14 protein-coding genes, 4 tRNA genes and 1 other RNA gene are annotated in these 16,399 nt (G+C 35.9%); 7 read left to right on the forward strand and 12 right to left on the reverse strand.

Annotated features, from left to right (window positions below):
* Positions 1-17: 17 nt before the first annotated feature.
* The 4 genes from TYM08_RS10115 to TYM08_RS10130 are packed head-to-tail and all read left to right on the forward strand — an operon-like array spanning position 18 to position 4,012.
* Positions 18-1,382 (forward strand): di-heme oxidoredictase family protein, encoded by a 1,365-nt coding sequence (locus tag TYM08_RS10115; RefSeq protein WP_422379029.1) that lies wholly within the window; start codon positions 18-20, stop codon positions 1,380-1,382.
* Positions 1,382-2,356, forward strand: a complete 975-nt coding sequence (locus TYM08_RS10120) for an imelysin family protein (RefSeq protein ID WP_422379030.1) — start codon at positions 1,382-1,384, stop codon at positions 2,354-2,356. Before TYM08_RS10115 ends, TYM08_RS10120 begins: the two co-directional genes overlap by 1 nt.
* Entirely contained in the window at positions 2,356-3,411 is a 1,056-nt protein-coding gene (locus tag TYM08_RS10125) for a DUF1513 domain-containing protein (protein WP_422379031.1), read from the forward strand. The genes TYM08_RS10120 and TYM08_RS10125 overlap by 1 nt, the downstream gene beginning before the upstream one ends.
* A complete protein-coding gene (locus TYM08_RS10130; RefSeq protein WP_422379032.1) occupies positions 3,404-4,012 on the forward strand; it encodes a DNA-J related domain-containing protein in 609 nt (202 codons plus the stop codon). The genes TYM08_RS10125 and TYM08_RS10130 overlap by 8 nt, the downstream gene beginning before the upstream one ends.
* Here the strand turns inward: TYM08_RS10130 and TYM08_RS10135 are convergent.
* The 11 genes from TYM08_RS10135 to TYM08_RS10185 form a co-directional block, all read right to left on the reverse strand.
* Positions 4,002-4,538 carry a KdsC family phosphatase gene (locus tag TYM08_RS10135; RefSeq protein WP_422379033.1) on the reverse strand — a complete coding sequence of 179 codons (537 nt, stop codon included), beginning with the start codon at positions 4,536-4,538 and terminating at the stop codon, positions 4,002-4,004. The genes TYM08_RS10130 and TYM08_RS10135 overlap by 11 nt on opposite strands.
* Positions 4,539-4,773: 235 nt before the next feature.
* Positions 4,774-6,615, reverse strand: coding sequence for a SurA N-terminal domain-containing protein (locus TYM08_RS10140; RefSeq protein WP_422379034.1), 1,842 nt, complete (start codon positions 6,613-6,615; stop codon positions 4,774-4,776).
* Positions 6,616-6,886: 271 nt separating this feature from the next.
* A complete protein-coding gene (locus TYM08_RS10145) occupies positions 6,887-7,162 on the reverse strand; it encodes an HU family DNA-binding protein (RefSeq protein ID WP_422379035.1) in 276 nt (91 codons plus the stop codon).
* A gap of 137 nt (positions 7,163-7,299) precedes the next feature.
* Positions 7,300-9,726, reverse strand: a complete 2,427-nt coding sequence (gene lon, locus TYM08_RS10150) for an endopeptidase La (RefSeq protein ID WP_422379036.1) — start codon at positions 9,724-9,726, stop codon at positions 7,300-7,302.
* A 108-nt stretch (positions 9,727-9,834) separates the two neighbouring features.
* Positions 9,835-11,118 (reverse strand): ATP-dependent Clp protease ATP-binding subunit ClpX, encoded by a 1,284-nt coding sequence (gene clpX, locus TYM08_RS10155; protein WP_422379037.1) that lies wholly within the window; start codon positions 11,116-11,118, stop codon positions 9,835-9,837.
* 102 nt (positions 11,119-11,220) lie between these two features.
* Positions 11,221-11,856 carry an ATP-dependent Clp endopeptidase proteolytic subunit ClpP gene (gene clpP, locus TYM08_RS10160; RefSeq protein WP_422379038.1) on the reverse strand — a complete coding sequence of 212 codons (636 nt, stop codon included), beginning with the start codon at positions 11,854-11,856 and terminating at the stop codon, positions 11,221-11,223.
* Between the two features lie 157 nt (positions 11,857-12,013).
* Positions 12,014-13,306: a trigger factor gene (tig, locus tag TYM08_RS10165; protein ID WP_422379039.1), complete on the reverse strand. Its 1,293-nt coding sequence runs from the start codon at positions 13,304-13,306 to the stop codon at positions 12,014-12,016.
* Positions 13,307-13,441: 135 nt separating this feature from the next.
* Positions 13,442-13,526, reverse strand: a tRNA-Leu gene (locus tag TYM08_RS10170).
* Between the two features lie 54 nt (positions 13,527-13,580).
* Positions 13,581-13,656, reverse strand: a tRNA-His gene (locus tag TYM08_RS10175).
* A 30-nt stretch (positions 13,657-13,686) separates the two neighbouring features.
* Positions 13,687-13,763 (reverse strand) — tRNA-Arg (locus TYM08_RS10180).
* Positions 13,764-13,806: 43 nt separating this feature from the next.
* Positions 13,807-13,883, reverse strand: a tRNA-Pro gene (locus TYM08_RS10185).
* A 229-nt stretch (positions 13,884-14,112) separates the two neighbouring features.
* Here TYM08_RS10185 and folD point away from each other — a divergent pair.
* The 3 genes from folD to TYM08_RS10200 are packed head-to-tail and all read left to right on the forward strand — an operon-like array spanning position 14,113 to position 16,220.
* Positions 14,113-14,979, forward strand: coding sequence for a bifunctional methylenetetrahydrofolate dehydrogenase/methenyltetrahydrofolate cyclohydrolase FolD (folD, locus tag TYM08_RS10190; RefSeq protein WP_422379040.1), 867 nt, complete (start codon positions 14,113-14,115; stop codon positions 14,977-14,979).
* 12 nt (positions 14,980-14,991) lie between these two features.
* Positions 14,992-15,489 carry a peptidylprolyl isomerase gene (locus TYM08_RS10195; protein ID WP_422379041.1) on the forward strand — a complete coding sequence of 166 codons (498 nt, stop codon included), beginning with the start codon at positions 14,992-14,994 and terminating at the stop codon, positions 15,487-15,489.
* Positions 15,489-16,220, forward strand: coding sequence for a UDP-2,3-diacylglucosamine diphosphatase (locus TYM08_RS10200; protein ID WP_422379042.1), 732 nt, complete (start codon positions 15,489-15,491; stop codon positions 16,218-16,220). The genes TYM08_RS10195 and TYM08_RS10200 overlap by 1 nt, the downstream gene beginning before the upstream one ends.
* Before the next feature lie 30 nt (positions 16,221-16,250).
* Here the strand turns inward: TYM08_RS10200 and ffs are convergent.
* An RNA gene (ffs, locus tag TYM08_RS10205) (signal recognition particle sRNA small type) lies at positions 16,251-16,347 on the reverse strand.
* Positions 16,348-16,399: the final 52 nt, after the last annotated feature.

Genomic DNA, 16,399 nt, shown 5'->3' on the forward strand with positions numbered 1-16,399 from the left:
TGATGCAGGACCTCATTATGAAAAAAATATTACAACTGCTGCCGCTTATCCTCCCTATTTACACATTTAGTAATCCGCTTTTACCAGGAGGTCAAACTAGCCAACCATTTATAAACAAATATAGTTTCAATCAAGAGGCTAACAACCTTACCCTAGAAGAAAAATTAGATTTTTCAGTGGGGAATGGATTTTTTAAAAACCCATGGATTTTCTCACCTGCCACCACCATTGCCAGAGATGGATTGGGCCCATTATTTAATACGAATTCCTGTGAAAAATGTCACATTCAAGATGGTCGAGGCGAACGCTTAGTTCAAACTGGCACTCAAAAAGTATCAACACTTATCCGATTAAGTATTCCAGCAGTAACGTCCGAACAAATTACAAATCAATTAAAATACGGCCCTATTCCAGACCCCATTTATGGAGGTCAATTCCAACCATTATCATCCCCTAATGTACCCGCTGAAGGGGTTGTCAATGTCATATGGCATAGTAAAATTGAAATATTAGCTGACAATACAGAAATCGAACTACAATGGCCTGAGATCAGTTTAAACCAATTACAATACGGTGAGTTAAACGAACAAATACAACTATCGCCACGTATAGCGCCTGCCATGATGGGATTGGGTTTATTAGAACAAATTGATGAACTGGATATTCTACAAAACCAAATTAATCAAACTCATCGAACTGATGAAATTAAAGGTAAAATTAACTGGGTTTGGGATCGCCAAAAACAATCAACTTCGATTGGGAAATTCGGTTGGAAAGCCTCTCAACCAACTTTAAACCAGCAAAATGCAGCTGCGTTTCATGGTGACCTCGGGCTAACATCTTCATTATTTGATCATCCCACCTGTACAAATCACCAAACAGCATGCTTGCAAGCTCCAAATGGTGGAGAATTTGAAGTCAGCAATAATATTTTGGCATTTATTGAACATTACACACGTCACTTAAATGTGCCTAAGCGATCAAAATTAGAACCTGAAGGTGAGAAAATATTTCACGATGCTAAATGTGCTATTTGTCATCGACCAAGTTACATTACAAAAACTCAAAATAAATTACCCGCCCTTTCCAATCAAACTATTTATCCTTATACAGATTTACTATTACACGATTTAGGCCCATTACTAGCGACTAATGAGGAGTTTTTAGCAACACAAAGTCAATGGCGTACAGCTCCCCTTTGGGGACTTGGCAAACATAAATTGGTTTCTTCAGAAATAGCATTATTACATGATGGAAGAGCCACCAGTATTTTAGAAGCCATTCTTTGGCATGGTGGTGAAGCCCAAGAAAGTGTTAAAATAGTTAAGCAACTTAGCAGTGAACAAAGACAGTCACTATTAGCCTTTTTGGAGTCTCTGTAATGAGAGTATTATCTACAATATTTCTAATTTCAATTTTGTTATTCAAACATTCCATTGCTTTATCTGCGGATTTTAACCCTGCATTAACAACCTTTGAAAACAAAGTAACATCGCACATCACATCCATGCAACAACAGATTCATTCAATGCATGATTTGTCTTGTGAACTTCAAATGAAAGAAATAAAAGATCATTGGTTTAAAGCATATCAACAGTACTTAGCGATATCATACATGGACCTAGAAGTCATTAATGTCAATTTACTTAATTATAGTTTTGCGTTTTGGCCAGACAAAAAAAATTTAATTGCTAAAAAAATGAATCAATTAATCCAATTACCTGAATTAACAGCAGATGTAATTGAACAATCGAGTTCGCCAGTAAAAGGATTTCAAGCCATTGAATTTTTATTATTTGATGCCAGTCAAAACTCACTGAACTGCAATGCATTAAAAGCCATAACTGAAAATTTAATACGTAATAGTGAAAAAATACAATCACAATTAATCCAATATCCAATTATCAAACCTCAATATTTTATTGGTGACAAACAAATAGAAGGACTAAGTATAGCGTTTAATGAAATAATTAATCATTTAAGCAGCATTATTAAAAAACTTGAAACAATCACCAATGATAAAATCAATCAGAAAATATTATTCAGTGAAGCATGGCGTTCGCAAAAAGCATTTTCTTTTCACACTCAAAATACTCTTTACTCTTTAGAATACACATCCATCTTTTTTGATTTATTTAAACCTGAAAATAAATTGGCATTGCAAAACATCACTTTGACTTTAAAAAATCAATTAAATGCGCTCCCTAACACTTATGCGACAATTTATAACACTAAACAATCTGCGTTATTATTTGAGCACCAAGCAACACTTAAACAATATCATTCCATTTTAACTTCAGCATTATTGTCTGACTTCAACATTACACTTGGCTTTAATAACAGTGACGGAGATTAATGAATAAACGAGATTTTATTCAGTTTTCATTTTTAAGTAGTGTATTTATTCAAACTGGATGCTTTAATCATTCAACCCAAAATAAAACAATGCGTTTAATTGGGTCTGGTAAAGTTAATGGGGGCTGGGTACTTAGCGCTGTTGATACTGAAGGTAACCCTATTTTTCAACATGCCCTTCCATCACGCGCCCATCATATTAGTAAAAATATTGATCAGTCCAAAGGATTAGTCATTGCTCGCAGACCCGGTAATTACGCCAGACTTTTTGAAAGCAAAACAGGTCAAACGATAAAAGAAATCAGCGCTCCTGATGGTCATTTTTATTTTGGACATAGTTGCTTTACTTCAAATGAAATATTTATTTGCACAGGTAATTCTAAAAGCCTAGGGAAGATATCCGTATATGATTTAGATTTGAATTTTAAGTATTTTATTGAACTCAATAATTTTGGCCCTCATCAAATTGAAGCTTTAGATGACAATACAATTGCCATTGCCGTTGGTGGTTTAAAAACAATTGATCGCAAAATATTAAACTTAGATGATTTTAATTCCGAAGTAATCATTGTAGATACGCTTGATAAAAAAATAATCCACTCCTATAAAATCGACAACCAAAATTTAAGCTTAAGACACTTACATGTGTTCAATAATCAATTAGTTGTAGCAGCTCAAATACCTGATCGAGAATATTTATTTGATGATTTAACTACGCCATTAATTTATGTTTTGAACAACAAAAAGTTAGAGCCACTTAAACACCCAAATTGGAATGCTTTTAATCAATATATTGCAAGCATCAGTTTTAATGACAATCAATTAGTAGCAACATCTCCAAAAGGCAATACATTGAGCATATGGAATTATATCGACAATCAATTTAAATTCAGTGAACAATTAGAATTTATTGATGTGGCAGGTGTCACTCAATTTGAACAACAATCATTTTGGTCAACGGGAACAGGTGTGATTGCAAGCCAAATAAATAAAACCATTAAAATCAAACAAACTAAAATACATTGGGACAATCACTGGAATGCATTTTATGATTAATAAAAAACTGGGATTATTTAGTCATTCAGAAATTGAAAAACTACATAATTACTTAAAATCAAACACCCAATCCAATGAATTTGAAATCATTAAATCCTTATTTTTTACTATCGAACGACCCCAGCCTGATTTTTTTCAACCACTTGATTTATTTCACACGCATTTTATATTATTTAATGGACTACACCGATTAAACTGTCAAGCTGATGGGAAATTTTATATTGAAATTAAATCAACCCAAATCCAATACATTGAATGCTCAGAAAACAAACATAATAATAACAATGAGATTACTACTAATACTAAAGATCAGTCGCTGTGTGATTATTATTTAGATGAAAAAAATTTTGCTCAAGCCAGCAAACAAAAAATTGAACAAATGCTAAGTGAATTCTCAATTAAATTTCAAAACTATTTGGACGCCCAAACCACTACTCATGATTTTTTTGATTTAAATATTCAGCAAAACTGGAAGGAAATCAAAAAACATTACCAACATTTAGTGCAAGTCCACCACCCTGATAAAAGCGGGGACACCACCACTTTTCTTGAAATTCAAAAAGAATTTGAACAATTAAAAAAATATTACCCTAACGATTGAATGAATCTTGTTTAGCCTGGTGATAAAACGACATCAAGTCCCCTCTTGATGCTAATAATAGGTCACACACTTCTCTTGCTACGCCCATCCCTCCTTTTGCATTTAATTTAATATCGCAAATTGATTCGAGTAAATGATACCCATCACTTGGCATAAAAGAGACACCTACTTTTTCCAAAACTGGGAAATCCACCATATCATCTCCAACATAGGCAATATCATCAAATGACAATCCTAGCTGTTGGCAAAGTGTTTCAACTACCGATAGCTTATCTTTAACACCTAAAAATGCATACTCAACCCCTAAATCATCAATTCGTGATTTTAATGGTTTTGATTCTTTTGCTGAAATAATCCCCACATAAATTGAATGTGTTGGTAATAATTTAAATGCGACGCCATCTTTGACATTAAATACCTTAAGCAATTCTTGATCTTTGGAATAATAAAGCCTTCCATCCGTTAAAACACCATCCACATCAAAAATTACCATTTTGATTTTTTTTAACTTTTCTTCAAGCTGCATTCGACATTTCCTCTTTTTATCCTACAGTGAGTATATAGACTCATTCAATAAGCGGATCGAACATGTATTATCTGATCACAATTATTTTAGCTGCAGCGTTTATTTTTGGCTGCTTTAAACAAAACCAAACGGTTAAAAAAGCCAGATCGTATATTTCAAAAAACAAAAATACATAAAAAAACCGCAAAGACTAAAAAGACATTTGCGGCTTCAAAAGTAATTACGAGTTATTGATTTATAAACCGCTAACTTTAGCCTTTTTGATTACAGAAGCCGTGTATGCTTGCAATGCTTCTCGTGAATCCGTTGACTGTAAAGTTTGTTTAAATGCAGTGAATTCAGCTGATTGCGTATCTACATCAGCATTTTCAACACTCGATAATACGATTACAGTTTGATTTTCACCATCTTGCACCGCTTTAATCGAAACCTGTTCAGAAGATTTTGGCATATCAAACAATGCAGTTACAATCGCATTAGATTCCGAAGAATCCGTACGTTGAATTGTTTTTGCTTCACTAAAACCATCCAATTCTAAATTTGCAACTAATGCAGATTGATATTGTTCAACAATTTTTCCTGCTTCTTCTTCTGCCATTTTTTTAGCTTCTGATTTCACTAAAATATCAGCAATCTGTGAATTTACTTCATCTAGGGCTTTTACCTGCTCGGGGGTATAATCAACGATATCAATGAGAACTAGTGTATTTTCATTTAATTTAATCACTTCGCTGATTAGATCTTCGTCACGATTTTGCTCTGAAAAAGCAGCATTTTTAAAAGCTGTGGCTGAAGTTACTTCATCACCGCCATTACGAAGTACCTTTATACTCGAGATTACTTCAGCATTATATTGTTTAGCTAATTGAGTCAAAGTATCCACTTCAAAACGTGCATTATTGATATCGTCAATTTTAGCTGATAAGGCTATTTCAAGTTTGCTGTTATTTAACGACTCAACTAATTCATCACGTTTTTCCTCTAAAGATAGCATTTCAAATTCGTTTAATGCATCTAAACGTATTACATGATAACCAAATTGAGATAAAGTAGGTTTTGATACCTCCCCTACCTCAGTTAACGCTGTACCAGCTAAAATAAAGTCAGCATCGCCAAATGAATTTGTAGAAATTTCACCGTAATATCCACCAATTTCATTACTTGCAATATCTTCAGAGTATTCAGCAACCACTTTTGAAAATTCAACACCTGCTTGAATTTTGCTCAATGCTGCATTAGCAATTTCCAATGCCTCATCATTTGAACGCTCTTCAGTTGAAATTAAAATATGACTGACTGTTTTAGTTGCTTTTGCTTTTTGATCAGCAACATATTGATCGTAAGATTCATTAATTTCATCTTCAGTAATACTAATGTCACTCACCAAATCTGTTGTTTCAATTGAAAAGTAATCTACAGTTGTTACTTCCGCAGACATAAAGTCAGTACGGTTACTATCAAAATAGGTTTGAATTTTTTCTTGCGATGGCGCAACAACTTGATCTATAAAATCCGATTGGTTAATTGTTTTAACTTGATAAGTTCGAGTTTGATTCTCAATTGCATATAAATCTTTTGCTTCAGAATCTAAAACAAAACCTGTTGCAAATGCACCCTGTTGAAATTGTGTTCTCATCAATTCTTTAGCAACAAAACCTTTGTATTGTTCAACAGTTAAATAGTTTCTTCCTACAGTTCTTTTGAATGCTTCCAAATTAAATTGACCATCTAAAGTAAATTCTGGATCTGTTTGAATATTCTCTTCAACTAATTGATTAGAAGCAATCATACCTAAAGCATCAATAGTCGTTGTAAATGCCTTTTGATTGACTAATTCATTAATTGCAAACTGACGCGCTTGTTCTTCAGTAATTCCCATTTGAGAGTAAGTCGTCATAATACTGTTTGTAGCTGAACTCAACTCAACAGGGGTTATTTTTTCCCCATTTACTTTAATACTTCCAATTGAAACATTCCCAATTACGGCAATGAATCCTAAAAAAACAAATGCCACAACGGCGATAACAATAATTATTTTACCCGTGGTACCACGTGCACTCTGTCTAAGACCCTCCATTGGAGCCCTCCATTTCAAATTGAATATAAATTAATCGAATCCAATAATATCAACCTATTTTTTACAACAAGTAAAATAATTTGGAAATACTTACTTTTCTGACTATGTTCAATCAGATTTTGCACATCAAAAAAAGATGATTCTAAAGATGCGCAAATTATAATGATGCACAACAATAAAGCCAGTTCAAAAGCTTGAATACTGTGACTTTTACCGTTTTTAGAACAAAAAAAAACGTGCAAAACGCACGTTTTTTTAGAATGTGTAAATATTATTTATTTACAGCATCTTTTAAAGCTTTACCCGCTTTAAAACTAGGTACTGTTGCTGCTTTAATTTCTATTGGTGCACCAGTTTGTGGATTACGACCTGTACGAGCTGCACGATCTTTAACAGCAAATGTTCCAAAACCAACTAATACAACTTGATCCTTTTCAGATAAAGCAGTTGTAATTGATTCGATAACTGCATCTAACGCACGACCAGCAACTGCTTTTGGAATGTCTGCAGAAGTAGCAACCGCATCGATTAATTCAGATTTATTCACGGATTTCCCCTTTAAAATGTAATGAAAGCTTCCAATTATTATTCTTTTTAGAAGCAAATTAATAATCAGTCATACTGATAATTTGTAAACTGGCGCAATTTATACCAGCTATTATTTTCTTGTGTCAAGCAATTAAATCAATGAGTACTTAAGCTATCGCCCGATTTGTCGGGACGGTTCTCAATTTTCTTCATTCGTTCAGAAACCTCATCATCACTAAGCGCAATTGGTGATGATGCTAATGCAATTTCCAAAACCTCATCAATCCACTTAACTGGAATGATCTTAATATCACCAATGATATTTTGTGGAATCTCTTTTAAATCCCGTTTGTTTTCATCAGGAATAATCACAGTTTTTATTCCACCCCGATGTGCTGCTAGCAATTTTTCTTTTAACCCTCCAATTGGAAGCACCTGACCTCTTAAAGTAATTTCCCCAGTCATTGCCACATCCGCACACACTGGAATCTTTGTCAAAACAGACACCAGAGCTGTACACATGCCAATACCCGCAGATGGGCCATCTTTTGGTGTAGCACCTTCTGGGACATGAATATGAAGGTCCTGTGTTGCACTAAAATTAGGTAAAATCCCCAATGATTGCGCCCTTGACCTTACAACGGTTAACGCAGCTTGTATAGACTCTTGCATAACATCACCCAATGAGCCTGTTCGAATTACTCGACCATTGCCAGGCACAGCAGAAGCTTCTAACGTCAAAAGTTCCCCACCCACACTAGTCCAAGCTAAACCGGTTACTTGACCTACTTGATTTTCCTCTTCTGCCACACCATAAGAGAACTTCTTAACACCTGAATACTCTTCAAGCACTTCACTTGTAATATGCTCACAGGATACAGATTTAGCAGAAACATGCTTTTTCACAACTTTTCGACAAACCTTTGCAACCTCCCTCTCTAATCCACGCACCCCAGCCTCACGAGTGTAGTAACGAATTAAATCTAAAATCACTGAGTCATCTACTTTTATTTCATTTTCTTTCAGACCATTATTTTTTATTTGTTTAGGTAATAAATAACGCTTTGTAATATTTAACTTTTCATCTTCAGTGTAGCCTGGGATACGAATAACTTCCATACGATCCAATAATGGTCCAGGAATATTCATTGAATTTGAAGTACAAACAAACATCACTTCAGACAAATCACAATCTACTTCTAAATAATGATCACTAAAAGCCGAATTTTGTTCAGGGTCCAAAACTTCAAGCAACGCTGAAGCTGGATCGCCACGATGATCCATTCCCATTTTATCAATTTCATCTAATAAAAATAATGGGTTTTTACTTTCAACTTTAGCTAATTTTTGAACAATTTTTCCTGGCATTGCACCTATATATGTGCGCCTGTGCCCACGTATTTCAGATTCATCTCGAACCCCACCCAAAGCCATACGAACAAACTTACGATTAGTTGCTTTAGCGATTGACTGCCCTAGTGACGTCTTACCTACGCCTGGCGGCCCAACCAAACACAACACAGCACCTTTAAGTTTTTTAACCCTTTGTTGTACCGCTAAATATTCCAAAATACGCTCTTTTACTTCATCTAACCCGTAATGGTCTTTTTCAAGTATTTCACTGGCTTTCTCGATATCATTTCGAACTTTAGATTTTTTACTCCAAGGAATACTGACCATCCAATCTAAATAATTTCGTACCACTGATGCCTCTGCAGACATTGGAGACATCATTTTTAACTTTGCCAATTCAGCTTTTGCTTTTTGTTCAGCATCTGCCGGCATATTAGATTCTTCTATACGTTTTTGTAACGCATCAGACTCATTTGGATTTTCTTCAATATCCCCTAGTTCTTTTTGAATCGCTTTCATTTGTTCATTCAAATAATATTCGCGCTGACTTTTTTCCATCTGCTTTTTAACACGACCACGAATACGTTTTTCAACTTGAAGCAAATCAATTTCAGATTCCATCAGACTCATTAAATGCTCTAATCGATTTTTAATAGAAATTATTTCTAATACTTCTTGTTTTTCATTGATTTTTAAGGACATGTGAGCTGCAATGGTATCAGCTAATCGACTAGGTTCCTCAATACTTGAGAGTGAAGTCAAAACTTCCGAAGGCACTTTTTTAGATAATTGAACATATTTATCAAACTGAGCCATTACTGTGCGCATTAGCACATCGGCCTGACTCTCACCTAAAGAGTTTTCATTAACTATTTCAGCGCTCGCACTAATATACTCACCTTCAAAATCGATATTACTTATAGTCGCACGACTCTCACCTTCAACTAATACTTTAACTGTACCATCAGGTAATTTTAACAATTGCAAGACAGTTGCAATTGTACCAATTTCATACAAATCAGATTCAACTGGATCATCATGAGAAGCATCCTTTTGCGCAACAAGCAATACTTTTTTATCTTGCTTCATTGCAAAATGAAGTGCCTCTATTGATTTTTCTCGTCCAACAAACAACGGTATTACCATATGTGGATAAACTACCACATCTCGAAGGGGTAACATTGGAATTTTTTCGAAAAACTCTTGGGAATTATTATCCTGTGCACTCATTTACAGCCTCTTTGAATAATTATTTTGAACACAAAGACTCTTTCACTATTGTGAAAGAGCTTGTTTACTTTTGAATCAACCACGAAAAAAGCTATTTAAACTCGCTTATTAATCCGCAGAAGCCTGAGCATTTGTTGAGTCATCCGTTTGGTAAACTAATAACGGCTCAGCCTCACCCCGAATAACTTTTTCATCAACAACTACTTTTATGACATTTTTTTCAGAAGGAATTCTGTACATGGTTTCTAATAGCACATTTTCCATGATAGAACGCAAGCCTCGAGCCCCAGTATTTCGCTCCATTGCTTGATTAGCAATAGCGCTCAATGCACTTTCTCTAAACTCCAATTCAACATCTTCCATCTCAAACAAAGTTTGATATTGCTTCACAAGTGAGTTTTTTGGCTCAGTTAAAATTTTAATTAACGCAGCCTCATCTAACTCAAGCAATGTGGCAATTACAGGAAGTCGCCCAATAAATTCTGGGATTAAACCATACTTAACTAAATCTTCAGGCTCAACTTTAGATAGAGCCTCACCAATGCTCTTACGAGTATCTTTTGAATTAACCGTAGCAGCAAAACCAATACTTGATTTTTCTGAGCGGTCTCGAATAACTTGGTCTAGACCAGAAAACGCCCCACCACAAATAAATAATATATTTGAAGTATCTACCTGTAAAAACTCTTGCTGAGGGTGTTTACGTCCGCCTTGTGGAGGCACAGAAGCAACGGTACCTTCTATAAGTTTCAATAATGCTTGCTGAACACCTTCACCTGATACATCTCGTGTAATAGAAGGGTTATCGGATTTACGAGAAATTTTATCAATTTCATCCACATAAACGATTCCACGCTGCGCTTTATCTACATCATAATCACATTTTTGCAATAGCTTTTGGATAATATTCTCAACATCCTCACCAACATAACCTGCTTCAGTTAATGTTGTGGCATCTGCAATAGTAAAAGGTACATTTAATGTTCGAGCTAATGTGTCCGCCAATAATGTCTTACCACTTCCTGTAGGGCCAATCAAAAGGATATTGGATTTACTTAATTCAATATCAGATTTCATTTCACCGTATTGCAATCGCTTATAATGATTATATACAGCAACTGCCAAAACTGTTTTTGCTCGGCTTTGGCCAATCACATACTCTTCTAAAGTATTTTTAATTTCTTCAGGAGTGGGTAATTTTTCAGAACTGGATTCTGGTGCTTTATCTTGAAACTCTTCTCGAATGATATCGTTGCATAAATCAACACATTCGTCGCAGATAAACACAGAAGGACCTGCTATTAATTTACGCACTTCATGCTGGCTTTTGCCACAAAAAGAGCAATACATTAACTTACCTTCGTCTTGTTTATCTTTTGTATCGTCGGACATTCGACAACTCCATTAAAAATCAATCTATATAAAGTGTAGGTGAAAGCATTTTATTCAAGTCATATTTAGTAATATTTTTACAAATTACCACATGAATTAGCATTACGCTGGTCGTTTATCTAAAACTTCATCAATTAACCCATACTCTTTCGCATCTTGAGCACTTAAGAAATTATCACGATCGGTATCTTTGATCATTTTTTCAATTGGCTGACCTGAGTGATGAGCCATAATACTATTTAATTTATATTTTAAATCGACAATTTCTTTTGCATGGATTTCTATATCAGAAGCTTGACCTTGAAAACCACCTAACGGCTGATGAATCATTACTCGAGAATTCGGTAAACTATAACGTTTACCTTTTGCCCCAGCATTCAACAAAAACGCCCCCATTGAACAAGCTTGCCCAATAACCATCGTACTCACATCTGGCTTAATAAATTGCATCGTGTCATAAATGGACATACCCGCCGTCACCGAACCACCTGGAGAGTTAATATATAAATGAATATCTTTATCTGGGTTTTCAGACTCTAAAAATAGCATTTGAGCGACAACCAAATTAGCCATGTAATCTTCTACCTGACCAACCAAAAAAATAACACGCTCTTTTAATAATCGAGAGTAAATATCATACGCTCTTTCACCACGTGCAGACTGTTCAATAACCGTTGGAACTAATGTTCCAGCCATTTGCGGATTGCTCATTTCGAGCATTTCCTTGATTGAAGTCATGTAACCTCTCCCTAAATAAGAATTATTAATTGTTTTGTAACTTTATGGGTATCTCAAACTTATTGCAATTGTTTCAGATAAAAAAAAAGTTGGTCCCCTTAAGAGCACCAACTTATATCTTAGTTCATTAAATCTGTGTTTTCACAACAAATTTTAATTATTTCGCAATCGCTTCGAAATACGTGACGTCAACGTTATTTAATTTACTAGCATCCGTCACAACTTTAATTGCAGCCTCTTCTAATAAAAGCGCCTTTACCTGGTTCAACTGCTGTGGATTATTGTAATAAAAATCAACAACACTAGCTGGATCTTCATATACAGCAGCCATTTCAGTTAAATACGCCTTAACCGCTTCGTCTGTAGCCTCTAATTTATTAACCTTAATCACTTCATTCATTAATAAACCAATCTGCACACGATTTGATGCCTGCTCTTTAAACATATCATCAGGCAACATACTTGGATCAATCTTAGTACCTTGACCAAATTGTTGAACAGCTTCTTGCTTCAAACGACCAATTTCATCTTGCGTTAATGCAGAAGGCGCATCAACAGAGTTATCAGCCATTAATTTAGCGATGACAGCATTTTTAAGCTTGGTTTTTATTGAGCCTGCTGCTTCGCGCTTCATGTTCGTTTTAACTTCTTCTTTAAAAGTATTCAATTTAATGGATTTAGCACCAAAATCCTTAAAGAACGCTTTATCTAATTCCGGAAGTTTTTGTTCCGCAACGTCAGTAACAATAATATCAAACTGTGCCGCTTTACCCTTTAACTCTTCAGATTGATAATCCGCTGGAAAAGTAACATCAATTGTGCGCTCTTCGCCGGCAGACATTCCAATAATTCCATCTTCAAACCCAGGGATCATTTGACCAGAACCCAATACTAACTTTGAATCATTGCCCGACCCATTTTCAAACGCTTCACCATCAATTTTCCCAACAAAGTTAATCGTAACCTGATCGGTTAATTTTGCTGCGCGCTCAGCTTTTTCATATGTTGCTTTTTGCTTTTGCAGACTTTCAAGCATGGTATCAACATCTTCATCTGTAATAACTAATTTTTGCTGATCAAATTCATAACCATCAAATGAAGCCAGTTTGATTTCTGGGAAGATTTCGTACACTGCTGTAAATTCAATAGTGTCATTTTCTTCTTTAACAGAATCAATTTGTGGCATACCTGCTGGATTAACTTTTTCTTGTGCTAATGCATCACCCAAAGAACGCTGAATGGTTTCTTGCATTACTTCAGATTTAATTCCTTGACCGTAACGTTGCTTAACAACACTTACTGGCACTTTACCTGGACGAAAACCGTCAATACGAACACGTTTGGCGGTATCTTTAATACGTTGTGTAACTTGGTTGTTAAGGTTTTCAGCTGGAAGACTGACAGTCATACGACGTTGCAAACCTTCAACAGACTCAATAGAAACTTGCATAGCATTTTCCTAGATAGATTGAATAATGGAACGAGTAAACTCGTGGTTTATTTAAAAGCCGGGTTTTATACAACAAAAGTAGCTTTGCTTAGAAGTCTATAGCTAGAGTTTCAAGATTTAACTTGAACTGTGAAATGGTGCGGATGGAGAGAGTCGAACTCTCACGCCTTGCGGCACTAGAACCTAAATCTAGCGTGTATACCAATTTCACCACATCCGCACATTATAGTCGCCAAAGGCCACTAAACAAAGAAACCTATACAGGCTTAAAATATGGGGTGGATGAAGGGGCTCGAACCCTCGACCACCGGAATCACAATCCGGGGCTCTACCAACTGAGCTACACCCACCATATTTTAATTTTTAACTGCACCCTACTTTGGTGCATCCGGCAGGACTCGAACCTGCGACCCCCTGCTTAGAAGGCAGGTGCTCTATCCAGTTGAGCTACGGACACATCATTGAGTAATGCCACAACAAGATAAATAAATTTAACTCATTGGTCGGAATAGTAGGATTCGAACCTACGACCCTCTGGTCCCAAACCAGATGCGCTACCAGGCTGCGCTATATTCCGATCTATCGGAGCAAAGTAACTTGCCTCTGCCTCAATTAGGTGGCGCATTGTAAGGCCTATTAAAATTATGTCAACGAATAATTTAAAATAAATGAAAAAAACATTAAAAAACAATGAGATAGCGTATTTTTTAGCCTTTTCGCCAACCTAAAACACAACAATACTTGAGCGATACCTCTTGCCATGCGAAAATCCGCGCAAATTAAACATTCACCATTATAGGTAATCAATGTCAGCTCAACTGATTGATGGAAAATCCATCGCACAATCGATTCGCGAACAAGTCAAAATAAAAGTCGACACCATGACTTCAAAGGGCTATCGCCCACCAGGGCTTGCTGTAATTTTAGTTGGTCAAGACCCAGCTTCCGAAGTTTATGTGAATGGAAAACGCAAAGCCTGCAAAGAAGTGGGATTTAAATCATTCTCATACGACCTTCCAAGCGAAACTACACAACAAGAATTAGAATCACTTATCCAGTCACTAAACGAAAACGATGAAGTCGACGGAATACTTCTTCAGCTACCAGTACCTGCCCATATTGATTCCACCCCATTATTAGATATGATCAAGCCCGACAAAGATGTAGACGGATTTCATCCTTTTAACCTTGGAAAACTTGCTCAGCGCGCACCTCAATTAGAAAGCTGCACCCCAAAAGGCATTATGACCTTACTAAAATCTACGGGCATTGAATTAAAAGGCAAAGAAGCCGTAGTTGTCGGCGCCTCCAACCATGTTGGCAGACCAATGAGCCTAGAATTATTATTAAGTGGCTGCACTGTCACCACAACCCACCGTTTTACCAAAAACCTTCAAGAACACGTAGCTCGAGCTGACATACTCGTTGTAGCAGTAGGCAAACCAGGAATTGTCGACGGCTCTTGGGTCAAAGAAGGCGCCACTGTGATCGATGTTGGAATAAACAGATTAGATAATGGCAAACTAATTGGGGATATTGGATTTGATGAAGCACAAAAAAAAGCCGCATTCATCACACCAGTACCTGGAGGAGTAGGCCCTATGACCATCGCAACACTAATTGAAAATACACTTCACGCAGCCACCAAACTGCATTTAAACATTGAACTATAAAAAAGAGATTTTATGAATATTTTATTTGAAACAACCAAAGGCAATTTTACGATCACACTTGATACTGAAAACGCCCCCAAAACCAGTGCGAACTTTGCAGAATACGTAAAAGCAGAATTTTTTAATGACACCATTTTCCACCGCGTCATCAATAACTTTATGATTCAAGGTGGCGGATTCACTGAAGACATGAAACAAAAATCATGCAATGCACCGATCAAAAACGAAGCAAACAATGGTCTTAGCAACAAAATTGGTAGTGTAGCTATGGCTCGTACAGGTGACCCCCACTCGGCTACTGCTCAATTTTTTATTAATGTTAATGATAACGACTTCTTAAATCACACAAGTGAAACTTCTCAAGGCTGGGGTTACGCTGTTTTTGGTGAAGTCACTGATGGTATGGATGTTATTAATCAAATCAAAACAGTCGCAACAGGTAATAAATCTGGACATCAAGATGTACCTGTTGAAACAATCATCATGACAAAAGTCAGCATAAAAGAATAATGATTAGATTTATTTCTGATTTACATCTCGATCAAAAACGCCCGGGTACAATTCGGGCGTTTTTGATTTTTTTAGAAGACTGTAAAAACAACAATGTCACCGAACTCTATATTTTAGGAGATTTTTTTGAATTTTGGATTGGTGATGATGCCATTGAAGCATGGATGCACCCAATTATTGCCTCACTAAAACAATCAAGTAAACACTTTAAAATTTTTTTAATGCACGGTAATCGCGACTTCACAATTGGCAAAAAATTTGCAAAACACTGCGCTGTAAAATTAATAAAAGACCCAACTGTAATTCAACTGAATAATCAAAGAATACTAATAATGCATGGTGACCTTTTGTGCACTGATGATATTGAGTATTTACGCTTTCGAAAAATCATTAGAAATCCTTTAATACTTACAATCCTAATGAACCTCCCACTTAAAATACGGTTTAAGCTAGCAAATTCACTGCGTAACAACTCAAAAGAATCAATGACACATAAACCTATCGATATCATGGATGCGACCGAGCAAGGCGTTATAAAATTTTCCAACAAATACAATTGTGACATAATAATTCATGGGCACACACACCGACCAAAAATACATAAAGAATTACTTATAAAAAATAAATCTGTCACAAGAATTACACTAGGTGACTGGGGTACATCAGCATTAGGTTTTGAGATAAAAAATAGATTGACCAAATTAGATTTAATTGATTTTTTGGATTTATAAAAAAAGAGAGGGAGCGAGATTGGGTGGCAATCCAAACAGCCACATCCCGGCACATGATGTCACTACTACCGTTGCTCCCTTCCGGGCCTGGCGGGGTTCGTAGTTAATCATTGCGAGAGGACCGAATGGATCACCATAACAAGAGCGCGCATTATCCAAAAAAAAAAAAAAATTGCAAG

Source organism: Marinicellulosiphila megalodicopiae (assembly GCF_045862395.1).
Classification (GTDB): Bacteria; Pseudomonadota; Gammaproteobacteria; order Pseudomonadales; family Natronospirillaceae; genus Marinicellulosiphila; species Marinicellulosiphila megalodicopiae.